The sequence below is a fragment of the Pedobacter frigoris genome, assembly GCF_032678645.1.
Lineage (GTDB): Bacteria > Bacteroidota > Bacteroidia > Sphingobacteriales > Sphingobacteriaceae > Pedobacter > Pedobacter frigoris_A.
Window position 1 is genome coordinate 182,192 of record NZ_JAVTSP010000002.1, and the last position, 16,096, is coordinate 198,287.

At 39.4% G+C, this 16,096-nt stretch carries 13 protein-coding genes; 11 read left to right on the forward strand and 2 right to left on the reverse strand.

Translation table 11 applies throughout. From position 1 onward, the window contains the following. Positions 1 to 12 precede the first annotated feature (12 nt). From R2Q78_RS07215 to R2Q78_RS07235, 5 genes are read left to right on the forward strand one after another with little or no spacing between them, the layout of a single operon-like run. Complete coding sequence (locus tag R2Q78_RS07215) at positions 13 to 3,597, forward strand: response regulator (RefSeq protein WP_316790312.1); 3,585 nt, start codon at positions 13 to 15, stop codon at positions 3,595 to 3,597. 3 nt (positions 3,598 to 3,600) lie between these two features. Then, a complete protein-coding gene (locus R2Q78_RS07220) occupies positions 3,601 to 3,966 on the forward strand; it encodes a response regulator (protein ID WP_316790314.1) in 366 nt (121 codons plus the stop codon). Between the two features lie 2 nt (positions 3,967 to 3,968). Continuing rightward, positions 3,969 to 4,793 carry a protein-glutamate O-methyltransferase CheR gene (locus R2Q78_RS07225; protein WP_316790317.1) on the forward strand — a complete coding sequence of 275 codons (825 nt, stop codon included), beginning with the start codon at positions 3,969 to 3,971 and terminating at the stop codon, positions 4,791 to 4,793. Beyond that, on the forward strand, positions 4,790 to 5,353 hold the full coding sequence (locus R2Q78_RS07230; protein ID WP_316790318.1) for a chemotaxis protein CheB: 564 nt from the start codon (positions 4,790 to 4,792) through the stop codon (positions 5,351 to 5,353). The genes R2Q78_RS07225 and R2Q78_RS07230 overlap by 4 nt, the downstream gene beginning before the upstream one ends. 15 nt (positions 5,354 to 5,368) lie before the next feature. Beyond that, positions 5,369 to 5,737, forward strand: a complete 369-nt coding sequence (locus R2Q78_RS07235; protein ID WP_316790320.1) for a response regulator — start codon at positions 5,369 to 5,371, stop codon at positions 5,735 to 5,737. 60 nt (positions 5,738 to 5,797) lie between these two features. On the opposite strand, the gene R2Q78_RS07240 is transcribed toward R2Q78_RS07235, so the two are convergent. Continuing rightward, a complete protein-coding gene (locus R2Q78_RS07240) occupies positions 5,798 to 7,480 on the reverse strand; it encodes a dipeptidyl-peptidase 3 family protein (protein ID WP_316790322.1) in 1,683 nt (560 codons plus the stop codon). 120 nt (positions 7,481 to 7,600) lie between these two features. On the opposite strand from R2Q78_RS07240, the gene R2Q78_RS07245 reads away from it, so the two are divergent. Then, positions 7,601 to 8,431 (forward strand): N-acetylmuramoyl-L-alanine amidase, encoded by an 831-nt coding sequence (locus tag R2Q78_RS07245; protein ID WP_410478484.1) that lies wholly within the window; start codon positions 7,601 to 7,603, stop codon positions 8,429 to 8,431. A gap of 25 nt (positions 8,432 to 8,456) precedes the next feature. Here the strand turns inward: R2Q78_RS07245 and R2Q78_RS07250 are convergent, their stop codons facing one another. Continuing rightward, entirely contained in the window at positions 8,457 to 10,118 is a 1,662-nt protein-coding gene (locus tag R2Q78_RS07250) for a glutamine--tRNA ligase/YqeY domain fusion protein (protein ID WP_316790326.1), read from the reverse strand. A gap of 80 nt (positions 10,119 to 10,198) precedes the next feature. Between R2Q78_RS07250 and R2Q78_RS07255 the strand changes: the two genes are divergently transcribed. From R2Q78_RS07255 to R2Q78_RS07275, 5 genes are all read left to right on the forward strand, one after another. After that, positions 10,199 to 10,618: a cobalamin B12-binding domain-containing protein gene (locus R2Q78_RS07255; protein WP_316790328.1), complete on the forward strand. Its 420-nt coding sequence runs from the start codon at positions 10,199 to 10,201 to the stop codon at positions 10,616 to 10,618. Between the two features lie 2 nt (positions 10,619 to 10,620). Next, on the forward strand, positions 10,621 to 11,403 hold the full coding sequence (locus R2Q78_RS07260; protein ID WP_316790330.1) for an enoyl-CoA hydratase/isomerase family protein: 783 nt from the start codon (positions 10,621 to 10,623) through the stop codon (positions 11,401 to 11,403). A gap of 184 nt (positions 11,404 to 11,587) precedes the next feature. Beyond that, on the forward strand, positions 11,588 to 12,988 hold the full coding sequence (locus R2Q78_RS07265; RefSeq protein ID WP_316790332.1) for a sigma-54 dependent transcriptional regulator: 1,401 nt from the start codon (positions 11,588 to 11,590) through the stop codon (positions 12,986 to 12,988). A gap of 69 nt (positions 12,989 to 13,057) precedes the next feature. Then, on the forward strand, positions 13,058 to 14,623 hold the full coding sequence (locus R2Q78_RS07270; RefSeq protein WP_316790334.1) for a sensor histidine kinase: 1,566 nt from the start codon (positions 13,058 to 13,060) through the stop codon (positions 14,621 to 14,623). Positions 14,624 to 14,630: 7 nt separating this feature from the next. After that, the gene (locus tag R2Q78_RS07275) at positions 14,631 to 16,088 is read left to right on the forward strand and encodes an ATP-binding protein (RefSeq protein ID WP_316790335.1); all 1,458 of its coding nucleotides are present in this window, start codon (positions 14,631 to 14,633) and stop codon (positions 16,086 to 16,088) included. The last annotated feature ends 8 nt before the right edge of the window (positions 16,089 to 16,096 follow it).

Sequence of the window (16,096 nt, forward strand, 5' to 3'; positions counted from 1 at the left end):
ATATCATTTTATATGAAGGAAATATCATTAAGAAATAATTTACGTATCGGATTAGGAATCTCATTACTGATACTTTTTATTACTTCACTGGCATCATATTTAAGTATAAAAAACCTGATTGCCAGCTCAGACATGGTAGCGCATAGCAATCAGGTTATGAACAACCTGGATGGCGTGATTTCGACGTTAAAGGATGCTGAAACGGGTCAGAGAGGTTATTTGCTTAGCGGAGAAGCAGTGTTTTTAGAACCCTACCAGGGAGCAAAAGAAAAGGCTTTGGATATGCTGGGGAATGTGGCGATTGAAACGCAGGACAATCCTTTTCAACAGCAGGATGTTAAAAAACTGCAGGCGATTATCGAGGAAAGATTAAATATCCTGGAAAATACAGTTACTATAAAACGAAGAGGGGGCAATGTAAGCGTAGCTGAATTGCTGAAAGGCAAGGTTTACATGGATAAGGCAAGGGCGCTCATCAAAAAAATGCAGACCGAGGAACGGCGGTTGTTAGAGGAGCGGACAGCCAGCATGAATAAGTTTGCAGGTTATACACCCATTTTGATACTCATCGCTGCGGCGCTTGCGATCCTGATCACCTATTTTTTTTATAGGAGAGTGTCTTTAGACTTTAGTAAACGATTGGCGCTTCAGCGCGAACTTCAGGAGAAGAATGAAGAGATTGATAATAGAATTGAGGTGATCCAGGGCATTGCCGCACAGATTTCTAGTGGTGATTATCAGATCAGGCTGGATGATGAAATGAAAGACGGCCTGGGAAGCCTTGCCGGTTCATTGAATGCTATGGCTGAATCTCTTCAATATTCATTCTCGTTGCTGGCAGATAAGGAATGGCTTCAGTCTGGAATTGCAAACCTGAATGATAAAATGGTTGGAGAGAAAAGTGTAGATGCACTTGCGACCGACATTCTCGAAAATATAATAGAACATACCCATAGCATTGTCGCAGCATTTTATCTGCTTGGTGAAGATAAAAAGCTTTACCTGGAAGGCGGATATTCATTGGCGCCAGATTTTAAGAAACATGTTTTAAACATAGGAGATGGTATAGCGGGGCAGGTGATTAAATCTGGAAAGCAAATTCTAATAAATGACATTCCTGATGGAGAAATGACGATTAGTTATGCAGTAGGAAATACAAAACCAAGAAATATTGCTGCTATTCCTATCTTCAGGAGTAATGAAATTGTCGGGGTCATGGAATTTGGATCCCTAACTCCTTATACACCTTTGCAGCTGGAATTCTTCCATAGCATTTCCAATAACATTGGTATCGCGATACATGTTGCTCAGAATCGCAGGAGACTACAGGAGTTATTAGAAGAAACGCAGGCGCAGGCAGAAGAGCTACAGGCTCAGCATAGTGAGCTGGAAGGATTGAATGCAGAGCTGGAAGCACAGACCCAGAAAATACAAACTTCTGAAGAAGAGTTGAGGGTGCAGCAGGAAGAACTGCTGCAAAGCAACCAGGAGCTTGAAGAAAGGACCAGTCTGCTCGAGGAAAAGAATCAACTGATACAAGAGCGGAATCTCGATATTCAGCAAAAGGCGGAGCAATTGGAGCAAAGCACTAAGTATAAATCAGAGTTTCTTGCAAATATGTCGCATGAACTGCGCACTCCGCTGAATTCTATTTTATTGCTTTCGAAGCTAATGTCGGATAATAAAGAGCTGGACAAAGAATACATCGAATATGCAGAGGTGATCCAGAGTTCCGGACAGGGATTGCTAGGCCTGATTGATGAAATACTCGATCTTTCCAAAATTGAGGCAGGGAAAATGAAACTGGAGTTTGCTGATGTGAATATTAATGAGATCGCCACAGATATGCGCTCATTATTTGCTCCTTTGGCTAATAATAAGGCGCTCCAGCTGATTATTGATGTAGAGGAGCATATGGTGCCTATCAATACCGATAAAATGAGATTGGAGCAGATACTCAAAAATCTATTGTCCAATGCCATTAAGTTTACAGATCAAGGCAAGGTTTCATTGACTGTAAAAAGGGACGAAGCGAAGAAATCGATTCTGTTTAAGGTAACTGATACAGGTATTGGAATTCCTGCGGATAAGCAGGGATTGATATTTGAGGCTTTTCAACAGGCAGATGGATCTACCCGCCGTAAATTCGGTGGAACAGGGTTAGGACTTTCCATCAGCAGGGAGCTGGCTAAACTACTTGGAGGCGAAATTGAACTGACCAGTAAGGAGAATGTGGGAAGTGAATTTACTTTCTCAGTTCCTGTAGACAGAAAAGTTGTAGCAGAACAACTGCCCTTGCAGGATGCGGTCATGACATCAGTTTCCTTTGAACAAACAAAGGAAAGTCTGCCGGAGAGGTTCACGGTGGACCGGATTCCTCAGGATATAGAGGATGACAGAGATAACATTCAGCCGGAAGATAAGGTAATTCTGATCGTGGAAGATGACACCGGTTTTGCTAAGACGCTACTTAGTTTTACAAGGAAAAGAAATTATAAAGGTATTGTCGCAGTAAGAGGGGATGTTGGAATAGAGATGGCAAACCAATATAAGCCTTTGGCGATATTGCTGGATATCCAGCTTCCTGTAAAGGATGGCTGGCAGGTAATGGAAGAATTAAAGTCTAACCCGGAAACAAGACCTATTCCTGTGCATATTATGTCGTCTCTGGAAGTCAAAAAGGAAAGTCTTTTAATGGGAGCTGTTGATTTTATCAATAAGCCTGTTGCACTGGAACATATGCAGCAGATTTTCCAGAAATTGGAACATGCATTGAGCAGGCACCCTAAAAAGGTGTTAATAGTTGAAGAGAATAAACAACATGCAGAAGCATTGAGCTATTTTTTAAGTAACTATAACATCAATACAGAGGTGGTGAACAATGTAAATCAGAGTATTGGTGCCCTGCATAAGAAGGAAGTAGATTGTGTAATCTTAGATATGGGAATACCTGATAAGAATGCCTATGAAACATTGGAGACCATAAAGAAAAGTGACGGTCTGGAGCATCTTCCTATTATTATTTTTACCGGGAAAAATCTTTCTAAAGGAGAAGAAAGCAGGATTAAGCAGTATGCAGACTCTATTGTCGTTAAAACTGCTCATTCCTATCAAAGGATACTGGATGAGGCAGGATTGTTTTTACACCTTGTAGAAGCGAAGGAGACAGACAAGAAGAAACCCGCGTCTGAAAAGCTTGGGGGACTTTATGAGGTGCTGAACAATAAAACGGTATTGATAGCCGATGATGACGTAAGAAACATATTTTCTTTAACCAAAGCTCTGGAACAGCATAAGATGAAAGTGCTGGCTGCTACGGACGGAAAAGAAGCCCTTCAGATACTTCGTGAGAATCCTTTGGTTGATATTGTGCTAATGGATATGATGATGCCGGAGATGGACGGATATGAGAGCACAAAGGAGATTAGAAAGATACCTGCATACAAACAATTGCCGGTTTTGGCTGTTACTGCCAAAGCAATGATGGGCGATAGGGAGAAATGTATTGCCGCAGGGGCATCTGATTACATTTCAAAACCGGTAGATATTGATCAGCTGATATCATTATTGCGTGTTTGGCTTTATGACAAGGTTTAGTATATGACGAGTAAAGTATTAATTATTGATGACGACAACAGGAATATTTTTGCCCTGAAGGCTGTTTTAAAGTCAAAGGGGTATCAATGCTTGTCTGCAACAAGTGCAGAGGATGGAATTGACCTGCTGAAGCAAGATAAGAATGTGGCAGTTGTATTGATGGATATGATGATGCCGGAGATGGATGGTTACCAGGCAATGGCTCAAATGAGCCTGATTCCGGAACTAAAGCACATTCCGGTGATTGCAGTAACAGCACAGGCGATGGTAGGGGATAGAGAAAGATGCCTGAACGCGGGAGCCTCAGGTTATGTGTCTAAGCCAATCAATGTCGATGAATTAACAGGGTTGTTGAAAAAGTATGTTTAAAATTGGAATTATCTGTAATTAGTGATGAACAGGTAGAGATACTTCTTTCAGATCTCCTGGAGCAGTATGGGTATGATTTTACAGGGTATTCAAGGGCGTCTTTGAAAAGACGCATTTCAAGGTTGTACGGTTTGGACAAGGCAGTTAGCTTTGCTGAATTCAGGTACCGCGTAAACAATGATCATATCTATTTTAAAAGATTTGTAGAGCAAATTACAGTTAATGTTACTGAGATGTTCAGAGATCCTTCTTTTTTTAAGACATTAAGAGACGTGGTACTTCCAAAACTTGGCACTTATCCCTTCATCAGGATTTGGCTGGCGGGATGTTCCACAGGAGAAGAAGCGTATTCTATTTCAATTATTTTAAAAGAGCTAAATCTGCTGCATAAGTCTCTGATTTATGCGACAGATCTGAATCCGACCGTATTGGAAAAGGCAGCTCAAAGCATGTTTGCAATGAGCCAAATGAAACAATATTCAGAGAATTACATATTGTCAGGAGGCACGAAGGATTTTTCCAGCTATTATACGGCTAACTATTCCCTGGCAAAATTTGATGATGAATTGAAAAGTAAGATTATATTTTCAACTCATAACCTGGTTTCCGATCATTCCTTTAATGAATTTCAACTTATTTTATGCCGGAATGTATTGATTTATTTTGACAGGGATCTTCAGCACAAGGTCCTTGGTCTTTTTGATGAGAGTTTGGAAGAATTAGGATATCTGGCTCTGGGAACAAAAGAGACTATAAATTTTTCGCAAATCACTAATCGATATAAGCGGTTACAAACAGAGAAAATTTGGCGGAAGGTGGAGATATGAAAAAGTGTGAAGCATTTATAATCGGGGGATCTGCAGGAAGCTTAGAAGTTCTTTTGAGGCTACTTCCAAAGATTGATGCGGAAATACCATTTCCTATAATTATAGTCATTCACAGAAAACATGGTTCGGATTCATTACTCGCCGATTTGCTGTCCAGTCGGACAAAGTTAATCGTAAAAGAGGTAGATGAAAAAGAAAGCATCGTTGCCGGCACGGTCTACATTGCTCCATCGGACTATCATCTGCTTATAGAACGGGACAAGACCTTCTCCTTAGATTATTCAGAAAAAATAAATTATTCACGCCCGGCTATTGATGTGACTTTCCAGACCGCGGCAGAAGTTTATAAAAGTAAATTATATTGTTTATTGCTTTCGGGTTCAAATTCTGATGGTGTGAACGGTTTAAAGAGTGTTCAATTGTGGGGAGGTAAAACCTTAATTCAGGATCCTAAATCGGCACAAGTCGCCTACATGCCAGCTCAGGCTAATCTGCATGTAAAAATAGATCATATATTAGGCATAGAAGATATGGGAGATTTTATAAATTTGCTGGCCTAATTAATATCTGACTGAATGGATAAGAATAAAAGAGTATTTGTATTTGATGATAATCCCGATATTTTGGAGTTGTGCACAATCATATTAGAGGATGCCGGTTATGATATCAAGACTTCATCCACGTCTAATGATATTATAGATCAGGTTTTATCTTTTACACCCGACATTATTTTTATGGACAATTGGTTGCCTGATGTGGGGGGGATTGATGCGACTAAGGAGCTTAAAAGGCATGAGACTTTAAAAAACATCCCTGTTATCTATTTTTCGGCCAATAATGATGTTAAAGCCCTTGCAGAAGAGGCCGGAGCTGACGATTATCTATCCAAGCCTTTTGATATTCAGGAACTTGAGGATATCGTAAGTAAATACGTCTTACTCTAATATTTAAACACAAAAAAGCCGATGTAATTCCTACACCGGCTTTTTTGTGTTTAATGGCAGTTATTTTACGCCAAGGACATCAACTCCCTGTTCGAAAATAACGTCTACAGGAATGCCCTTTTTAGTTAATTTGTCGAGGTCTGACTGTAGCTCTGCCGAAATTACAGCATTTTCTTTCTGTGTTTTCTCAACAGCCGCCTTGTCGCCATTTCCCTGCAAAGTGAGGATAAGCCGGCTTAATTTGTTCATGGAATCTTCAAACTTAAGGAAGTCGACTTTATAAGTTCCATTGTCATTTCTGATGAATGCTCCGTTTTCTTTAAAGAAATTGAAGCATTGCATGTTCGCTTTACCATGCGCACTTGCAGCACCAAACCTTACAGATCTTAAAATTCCAGCCATGTATGTGGTATAAAATTGCTTAATGTCACCTTCAAGTTCTCCTTTTTTAAGCAGGCCTGTAACCATATACAATCCCAGAACATCGGCTTTTCCCTCTTCCAGCCATGAATATTGTTCCTGGAGCGCCTCTTTTACAAAGCCTTTACTAGTTATAGTATTTTTTATTCCGAGTCCGTGCGCTACCTCGTGAAACATAACGTTTGCAAAGAAGGCATCGAAATTAATGTATTGTTGTTGTTCTTTGTCTATCAGTTCATTGGCAATAGGAACAAGGATCTTATCAAATTTAGCCTTCATTGCATTTTTCAATTGAGACCGCCTCGTGCCTTTCTTCTGCTGAATGATTTCGTCGTTAGGAAGGTTTACTGCAATTGTTTTGGATCCTGCATTACAATCGCCCGCATAATAAACCACATCATATGCATTGAGTTCAGAATCTGTGCCCGGTTTTTCTTTTTTATATTTAGCTTCAACAGGCAGGCCTTGTTGTAGTTCAGGGAGCATACTTACATATTTAGCCAGACGTTTGCTCCATACTTTGTCTTTTACCAATACATAAGCTTCATACGAGGCGCGGGCATTAAATAATTTGTCTTCATAGTTCTCGATAGGACCGATGATGATATCCAGATTGTTGGTTTTCATATCTAACCAGGCATAGTCGCTTGCTGTGTAATTGTCGGACACAAGCGCATCTGCACGAAGATTGAGGTATTTTTTAAAGCCTTCGTCCTCTGCCAGTAAAGCTGCTTGTTTTAACAGGCTTGATGCCTTTTGCAATTCTGTAGCAAACAATATGTGATAGGGTATGGAACTTAGTTTTCCTGTACTATCTTTTTTAATCACTGAGTATAGACCATACTTGTCTTTTACATCAGAATTTTTGAGCTCATCTTTGGTCATTCCTGCCGGATAGAATGTTGCGGCATCCGGTTTTGGTCCTATTCCAGAAATGAAGGGCTTATCCCCATTTAATCTGTCCCATGGGCCATAATTGATCCATACGAAGGATTTTGTCTTTTCGTCTTTAATGGAATTGAGCAGACTGTCTCTTTGCGGGTAAGCCTGTTTCCAGAATAGTTCGTCCATTATTTTTGCGGCCTGAATTAACAGAGGCAATATCTTGCGTTCATTGACTGTCAGGTCGTTTATATTTGTGGTTAGTTTTACCGTTTCGTAAATAGCAAGGCGTTCATCCACATATTTTTGAAGACTGTCTTCAGCCAAAGATGTTTTTTTGTTTTGGTTATTGCTATTGCCCTGGGGGTTGGTACAGGAAGCGATTCCGGCAATAATTGAGCATCCAGCAATAAAAAGATTTGCTTTGCTAATGTGTTTCATATGTAAGTTAATTTTATAGGTTATGTAACGTGTATTGAAAATACAAGATTCACATATCGATTTAATTGCGACTAAAATAGTAAAAAATAGTAATTTCACATCTTCTATCTACTCATTATGATGTATCGCAATAAAATTCATATAAATAGCTTTTTTGCATTTATGCTGCTGTGCATGGCTTCCTGTTCGACTGGAAAGTATGCGGCGACCAATAAAATTTATAAAAGCCAGGCTAAGGAATATTCAGAAATTATCAAGTCTATGCCTCCGGTAAATCAGGCAATAACCACATTGCCGCCAGATCAGCAAATGTGGGTAGGATCTATGAATTTTGGTATTCGTAAACCAAATTATGTTGTCCTTCATCATACTGCGCAAACGTCTTCAGATCTTACAATAAAGGTATTTACGCGTAAAAAAGAAGGCGTCAGTTCACACTACCTTATTGGCAGGGACGGAAAGGTAGTTCAATTGGTGAATGATTACCTGAGAGCTAATCATGCAGGAGTAAGTAAATGGGGCAACGAGACAGATTTGAATTCAGCTTCAATTGGGATTGAAATTGATAATACCGGCAGCGAGCCCTTTTCTGATGTACAAATAAATGCATTGATCAGCGTGCTTACCGATCTCAAAAAAAGATATAATATTCCGGTAGCTAACTTTATTGGTCATGCTGATGTGGCGCCGGGCCGCAAAAATGACCCGAAGAACTTTCCCTGGAAAAAGCTTGCAGAAAAAGGCTTTGGACTATGGTATGATAGTGTGTTAAAGATGCCTCCGGTTGATTTTGATGCGGTATCCGCATTACGCATTATTGGGTATGACGTTAAGAATCTAAAAGCAGCGATAGAGGCATTTAAGATTCATTTTGTTCAAACTGACATTAGTCAGGAGCTGACTCCTGCAGACAAATTGATTTTATACAACCTTTATAAGAAGTATATGTAATAAAAAAGGGGCTTAAGCCCCTTTTTTATTTATTGGTTTTTGCCCAGGCATCTTTCAGCCCAACAGTACGGTTAAAGATCAGATTTCCAGGAGTAGAATCTTTGTCTACACAATAATATCCTTTTCTGATGAACTGGTATCTTGAGTCCTTGTCTGCATTTTCAAGATAAGGTTCGATATAAGCATGTTTTATGATCTCCATGCTATTTGGATTGATGTAGTCCTTAAAATCGCCTTCTTCAGCATCAGGTGATTCTACCGTGAAAAGACGGTCATAAATTCTGATTTCTGCATTTTTAGCATGTTTGCTGCTTACCCAGTGGATCGTGCCTTTTACATTAATTCCACTAGTATCCTCGCCGCTTTTTGATTCTGGGATATAAGAACAATATATTTCAGTAATGTTCCCTTGTTCATCTTTTTTGAAATCCTCACATTTAACAATGTAAGCGTGCTTTAGTCTCACCATTGCACCTGGAGCCAGTCTAAACCATTTTTTTGCCGGCTCTTCCATAAAGTCTTCACGTTCAATCCACAATTCATTGCTGAAAGGTATTTCTCTTGTTCCGCCTTTATCTTCCGCTTCTGGATTATTCTCTCCTAACAAAACTTCATCTTTTCCTGTAGGGTAGTTGGAAATGATTAGTTTTATCGGGTCTAATACAGCCATTACTCTATTGGCTGTTTTATTGAGATGTTCACGTACACAGAACTCGAGAAGGCTGAGCTCAATGATATTTTCTCTTTTGGCAATACCTATTCTTTCACAGAATTCACGGATGCTTTCTGGAGTATATCCACGTCTGCGGAGTCCGCTGATGGTGGGCATGCGGGGATCGTCCCAGCCGCTTACGATGCCTTCGTTTACCAGTTGAAGTAACTTACGTTTACTCATAACTGTATACGATAAGTTTAAACGTGCAAATTCATATTGTTTGGAAGGGAATATTTCGAGTTTTTCAATCAGCCAGTCATAAAGTTCACGGTGAGCTACATACTCCAGAGTACAAATGGAATGTGTAATGGTCTCTATGCTGTCACTCTGTCCGTGTGCGAAGTCATACATCGGATAAATACACCATTTATTTCCTGTACGGTGATGTGCTGCATGTTTGATCCTATAAATGATAGGGTCTCTCATTAGCATGTTTGTACTTTGCATATCAATCTTTGCGCGCAATGTACATGCTCCATCTTCGAATTCTCCGTTTTTCATGCGACTGAAAAGGTCGAGATTCTCATCGACACTTCGGCTTCTGTATGGGCTGTCTTTACCGGGCTCAGTAGGTGTGCCTTTTAACGCAGCAATTTCGTCGGCCGTACTGTGGTCTACATATGCCAAATCTTTTTTGATCAGCGTTACAGCGTACTCGTATAATGTATCAAAATAGTCGGAGGTATAAAGTTCATTTTTCCATTGAAATCCAAGCCACTTGATGTCGTTTTGCTGACTGTCAACATATTCTGTTTTTTCAGTTACGGGATTTGTATCGTCAAACCTGAGGTTTGTATACCCTCCGTACTTCTGTGTTAGTCCAAAATTCAAGCATATTGCTTTAGCGTGACCTATGTGCAGGTATCCATTGGGTTCCGGTGGAAAACGAGTAATTAATGTTTCGTATTTTCCGCTATTTAAATCGTTCTCAATGATCTCTTCAATAAAGTTCAATGATCTTTCCTCACTCATAAAAACTGTAAATTTAGTGTCCAAAGTTAACATAAAACCGCTAATTTACTTACATTTACCGCATACTATTAGTATAAATTATGAGCAACACATTAAACAGGCCAATACGTGTTTTGGTGGCGAAGGTTGGGTTGGATGGACATGATCGGGGTGCAAAAGTAATCGCCACATCACTAAGAGATGCAGGCATGGAAGTAATTTATACGGGTTTGCGGCAGACACCTGAAATGGTTGTAAACACTGCTTTGCAGGAAGATGTGGATGCAATAGGCATTTCAATTTTGTCCGGTGCCCATATGACTGTTTTTCCTAAGATCATTGATGTGATGAAACAAAAAGGTTTAAATGATGTATTGCTGACCGGAGGAGGGATTATTCCTGAAACTGATATGAAAAAACTAAAAGAGATAGGGGTAGGCGAATTATTTGCTCCGGGAACCACTATGGTTACCATCGTTGATTATATTAAAAATTGGGTTGCTGAACATAGAAATTTCTAACCATGGTTTATCAAAATATTTTATCGGAAGTAAAAGAAAGGATTCTTTACATTACCATAAATCGCGAAAATAAATTAAATGCACTAAATAAAGCAACCTTGGCAGAACTCGCTCATGCAATCGCTTTTGCGAGCAGTAATGAAGAGGTTAGAGGGGTTCTTTTAACCGGTGCGGGAGAAAAGGCTTTCGTTGCAGGTGCGGACATTTCTGAATTTTCGGATTATAATATTGAGCAGGGAATGCTGCTGGCAAGAGAAGGCCAGGCTAATGTTTTTGATGCTATTGAGAACTGCCCTAAGCCGGTCGTTGCTGCGGTAAATGGATTTGCACTTGGCGGTGGGCTTGAGCTTGCAATGGCATGCCATATGCGTATTGCAAGTGAAAATGCTAAACTTGGGTTGCCGGAAGTTACATTAGGTCTGATACCCGGATATGGTGGCACTCAGCGTTTGACACAGCTTATAGGGAAAGGAAAAGCGATAGAGATGATTGTAACTGCTGATATGATATCCGCGGAGCAGGCGGAAAAAATTGGCCTGGTAAATTATGTTGTTCCCCAGTCGGAATTAATTGGAAAGGCTGAAGAATTACTGAATAAAATTAAACTTAGGGCACCCCTTGCGGTAGCCAGTGCTATAAAAGCCATTAACGCTTCGTTAACAGAAGGGTTAAATGGGTTCAATGTTGAAATTGAGGAATTTGGCAGGTGTTTTGGAACGGCTGACTTTAAAGAAGGGACAGTAGCTTTTTTAGAAAAAAGAAAAGCCAGCTTCGTCGGAAAATAGCTTTTTAAGCTATTTATAAAGCGCTTTTACGCTTGTTAAGAATGGTTTAATTCTCAAATAATTGGAATTCAACAAGGTGTGATAGGTTGTGGAGTGTTTTTCATAAAAGTGTAGAAAATATTTCCCATTATAAAAAAACTAGCTATATTTATTTCACGAATTCGCTCTAACCATAAATCGTGATATGAGAAAAATATTGATTGTTGATGATGAAGTAAACATAGGTTTATTGTTATCTAGATTTTTAACCAGAAATTCATTTAGTGTCTCAACCGCTACAAGTGGTGTGGCGGCTATGGAATATTTGGCGAAAGAAATGTATGATCTTGTTTTGTGTGATTACAGACTGGAAGATACAGATGGAAAGGAAATGCTCATTAAGATCAAAGAAAGTTATCCAAGTACCGGTGTGATCATCATTACTGGTTATTCAGATATAAAATTGGCTGTGGAGCTGATTAAATTAGGCGCTTATGATTATATCACAAAGCCCTTGTATCCTGATGAGATATTAAATACGATCAATAAAGCCATAGAGACTCAAATTGCATTGAATGTTGATCAGAATGAAGCCTCTGTAGAGACACCAAAGCAAAAAATTGTAAAACAGGCGTATAACTCTTCTGAGAACTTTGTAGCAGGCCAGAGTGCAGCTTCCAAAGAACTGTTAAAGCAAATACAATTGGTGGCACCTACGTCGTACAGTGTTATTTTAACAGGCGAAAGCGGTACGGGAAAAGAGTCTGTTGCTAAGGCAATTCACTTAAACAGTCCCCGAAAAGATCGTCCTTTTGTGGCAATGGACTGTGGGTCTCTGACAAAAGAGTTGGCTGGAAGCGAATTTTTTGGTCACGAAAAAGGATCATTCACCGGGGCTCTTTATACTAAGATCGGTCATTTTGAGATGGCGAACGGCGGAACCCTGTTTCTGGATGAGGTAGGTAATCTTTCCTATGAAATACAGGCAGCTCTTTTAAGGACTGTTCAGGAGAGAAAAATCAAAAGAATTGGCAGTACCAAAGAAATAGATCTGGATGTGAGGATTATCGTTGCTACCAATGAGAATCTTGCTAATGCCATTCAGAAAGGTAGATTCAGAGAAGATCTTTACCATAGGTTTAATGAGTTTTCGATAAGTCTGCCTCCTTTAAGCCAACGGGGCAGTGATATTATGGTCTTTGCCAATACCTTTTTAGGTGTGGCAAATCAGGAATTGGGAAGAAATGTACAAAGCTTTTCAGAAGAGGTAGAAGATTGTTTTTTGACCTATAATTGGCCGGGAAATGTAAGAGAGTTGAAGAATGTGGTAAGGCGAGCGACTTTGCTTACGGAGTCTCAGGAGATTCAATTAAAGGCTTTGCCTCTTGAAATTTCTACCTATGCAAAAGCTTCTGCGATAGAAAACTCCATTTCTTCACGTATTGATAGGCCTAGAGATTTGAAGAATGCTGCTTTGGAAGCAGAATATGATGCTATCCTAAAAGTTCTGAGAGAAGTTAATTTTAATAAAACCAAGGCTGCTAAAATCCTGAATATCGATCGAAAAACATTATATAATAAAATGAAAGCTATTAATTTGGAGTAAGTGTTATTTGCTGCCGCTCTTCTTTTTGTAAGTTGCCTGATTCTGGCATTCTGCCTTACCAGGACAATAATGTCAGTCCGTCGCTTAAAAAATGCAATGGAGGACCTGCAAAATAAGAACAAGTCCTTAATTTTAAGAGACGAGCATTTTGCATTAATAGAATTAATTTCACATCTCGGTAGCTGGGAAATATTCATTGGCCAAAAGACCGTGAGCTGGTCTGATGAACTGTATAGGATATATGGGATTGAAGATTTAACTGTGGTTCCGGATGAGGCTTTAAATGAGCGGATTATTGCACCTGAGTACCGGCAGAAAGTGATTAAAGAGCTAAATTTTGCGGTCAGCAATAAGACGACTTTCGCTGTAGAGTATCAAATTATCCAGCCTTCCGGAATGCGAAAATATGTATTGGGACAAGGAAGGTATATTGAAAAGGAGAATAAGCTTATTGGTACTGTACAAGACATAACAGAACTAAAGCAGGCTGTATTGAAACTCAAAATCAATGAGTCGTTGCTGCGTGAGGCTGAAATGGTTTCCCATAGCGGCAGTTGGGAATGGCTTGAAAATAAGGAATTCTTACTGTGGTCTGATGAAATGTATAACATCCATGGATTTTTACCCCATTCTGTTTTCGTAAATGACATATTTTATCAAACTCTTATTCACGAAGATGATTTGAGTCGTGTCTTAGCTGAATTTAAACAAGCGAGAGCAACTAAATCTGCATTTAAATTAAATTATCGAATAGTAAGGCCCTCTGGCGAAATAAGACATGTATTGTCTGCGGCGGAGTATAAGCGGATTGGGTTAAATGAAAATTACGCTTATGTTGGTAATACGCAGGATGTTACCGAATTAAGAGAGGCTCAGGTCCTGCTGGAAGAGAAGATGCTGGCACTTAACCGGTCCAACGAAGATCTGGAACAATTTGCTTATGTTGCTTCACACGATTTGCAAGAGCCGCTTAGAAAAATACAAGCGTTTGGAGAGCGGCTAAAGAATGAGTTTTCCAAAGAACTGGGGATGGATGCGATCGATTATATTGATCGAATGCGCAAAGCCGCAGAAAGGATGCGGGCACTAATTGAAGATTTACTCTCATTTTCCAAAGCAACAAGGGATAAGAGGAATTTTGTGAAGATTGAGCTCAGAGCGGTTGTCGAAAAGACGCTTAAGGAACTGGATTTTATCATAGAATCAAAGGATGCTAAAATTGATTTGTTGCTTGAAGAAGAAGTATTCGGTATTGAAAGTCAGCTCATACAGCTATTCCAGAATCTAATCGCTAATTCTTTGAAATTTACAGCGCCAGGCATCTCTCCTAAAATAAAAATTACCGGGGCTTATCTGCCTGGGAGTGAAATTAATTGGGTGGAGTGCAATCAAAATCAAACTTATTGTGTTGTTGAAGTAACAGATAATGGCATCGGATTCGATGATGAAGACGCCGGTGAAATATTCGATATTTTTCATCGTCTGCATTCGAGGTCTGCCTATGAAGGAACAGGAATAGGGTTGGCGATTTGTAAAAAAATTGCAGATAACCATTCTGGATTTATTTTCGCAAAAGGAATGCGGAATGAAGGGGCAACTTTTAAGGTAATATTGCCAGTAAAACAAACGAATTAATTAAAGCATGAAGCAAGTAAGAGTACTTTTAATCGATGACGACGAGGATGATTATATCCTGACAAAGGGCATATTTAATCATATTTCAGAAAGGTATACCCTTGCATGGGTTGATAACTATGATAAAGGGATCAGCGCACTTAATAAAAAGCAGTTTGATGTCTATCTTGTAGATTACAGGCTTGGAAAAGGGACAGGTATAGACTTGCTTGAAGAAGCTATTAATTCCGGGTGTGAGCAGCCGATCATTATGCTTACTGGTAAGGGCGACATTACAATAGATGAACAAGCAATGAACATTGGCGCTGCAGACTATTTGGTAAAAGATGAAATCGAGCCATCTTTGCTTGATCGCAGTATCAGATACTCTATAAAACAGGCTGGAATTTTGAAGGCATTGAAAGATAGTGAACGGAAGTACAGAGCTATTTTTGAGCAGGCAAATGACCCGATATTGGTGTCTGATGGTCTAGGAACAATACGTGATGTTAATAGCAGCGGGCTCAAATTTTTTGGCTATGAGCGTGAGGAATTTATAAACTTGAAAGACTCCGTAATTTTCAAGAATTCAATGGAAAGAGAGCGGTTTACGGAAATGCTTGAGGCCAACGGTTCCCTAAGTGATTTCGAATGTGAATTGGTTTCAAAGGAAGGAACAGTCTATTATTGCAGCCTGTCTTCTTTTATACAAATGGATTTAGTTAATGTATCTGAAGTTTATCATACTATAATCCGGGATTTGAGCTATCGGAGGCATATAGAAGAAAAATCTGTGAGCTTGGGCAAAATGTACATTTCTGAGCATATTGCAAAAGGACTGGGAGAAGAAATACGTGATCCGCTTTCTACAATTAACCTCGCTTTGGATGAACTTGCGGCTGAAAGTGCCATTGCAAATAACGAGTCGGTTCAAGCTTATCTTGAAATTATAAAAGGAAATTGTGATCGTGTTACTCAATTGATACAAAATTTCATCTCCAGTACAGAAACAAAGAATTTAAATCTTCAGCGCCATCAAATAAAAGAAGTTATAGAAGAATCAGTCGCAGATCTCGAGGATTTGATCTTTGGACATAATATAGAGTTGACAACAGCACTTTCGCATTTGGACACGAAGGTGTTACTGGATAAGCCTAAGATCAAAGAAGCATTGAAAAGTATTATAAAAAATGCGGTTGAGGCTATGCAGACTTACCCAAAGAAAATACATATTACCTGTAGTGTTAATGAAGATATGTATGAAATTGGTGTAGAAGATAATGGTGTAGGAGTTGATCCGCAAAATCAACATAAGATATTCGAACCCTTTTTTACGACTAAAAAACGAGCGAATGGTTTGGGTTTAACGCATGCACAACGTGTCCTGACAACGCATAATGGCAGCTTAGAATTGAAGAGCATTCCAGAGGGCAGTTTGTTCCTCATACACATACCTATATATCACGAAGGCGCCCTGTGGTTTTAAAAAACTAT

Excerpts from the sequence above, each read along its gene's own strand:
- R2Q78_RS07215 (WP_316790312.1), top strand. The coding sequence starts at position 13 with ATGAAGGAAATATCATTAAGAAATAATTTACGTATCGGATTAGGAATC.
- R2Q78_RS07220 (WP_316790314.1), top strand. The coding sequence starts at position 3,601 with ATGACGAGTAAAGTATTAATTATTGATGACGACAACAGGAATATTTTT.
- R2Q78_RS07230 (WP_316790318.1), top strand. The coding sequence starts at position 4,790 with ATGAAAAAGTGTGAAGCATTTATAATCGGGGGATCTGCAGGAAGCTTA.
- R2Q78_RS07235 (WP_316790320.1), top strand. The coding sequence starts at position 5,369 with ATGGATAAGAATAAAAGAGTATTTGTATTTGATGATAATCCCGATATT.
- R2Q78_RS07240 (WP_316790322.1), bottom strand. The coding sequence starts at position 7,480 with ATGAAACACATTAGCAAAGCAAATCTTTTTATTGCTGGATGCTCAATT.
- R2Q78_RS07245 (WP_410478484.1), top strand. The coding sequence starts at position 7,601 with ATGTATCGCAATAAAATTCATATAAATAGCTTTTTTGCATTTATGCTG.
- R2Q78_RS07250 (WP_316790326.1), bottom strand. The coding sequence starts at position 10,118 with ATGAGTGAGGAAAGATCATTGAACTTTATTGAAGAGATCATTGAGAAC.
- R2Q78_RS07255 (WP_316790328.1), top strand. The coding sequence starts at position 10,199 with ATGAGCAACACATTAAACAGGCCAATACGTGTTTTGGTGGCGAAGGTT.
- R2Q78_RS07260 (WP_316790330.1), top strand. The coding sequence starts at position 10,621 with ATGGTTTATCAAAATATTTTATCGGAAGTAAAAGAAAGGATTCTTTAC.
- R2Q78_RS07265 (WP_316790332.1), top strand. The coding sequence starts at position 11,588 with ATGAGAAAAATATTGATTGTTGATGATGAAGTAAACATAGGTTTATTG.
- R2Q78_RS07270 (WP_316790334.1), top strand. The coding sequence starts at position 13,058 with ATGTCAGTCCGTCGCTTAAAAAATGCAATGGAGGACCTGCAAAATAAG.
- R2Q78_RS07275 (WP_316790335.1), top strand. The coding sequence starts at position 14,631 with ATGAAGCAAGTAAGAGTACTTTTAATCGATGACGACGAGGATGATTAT.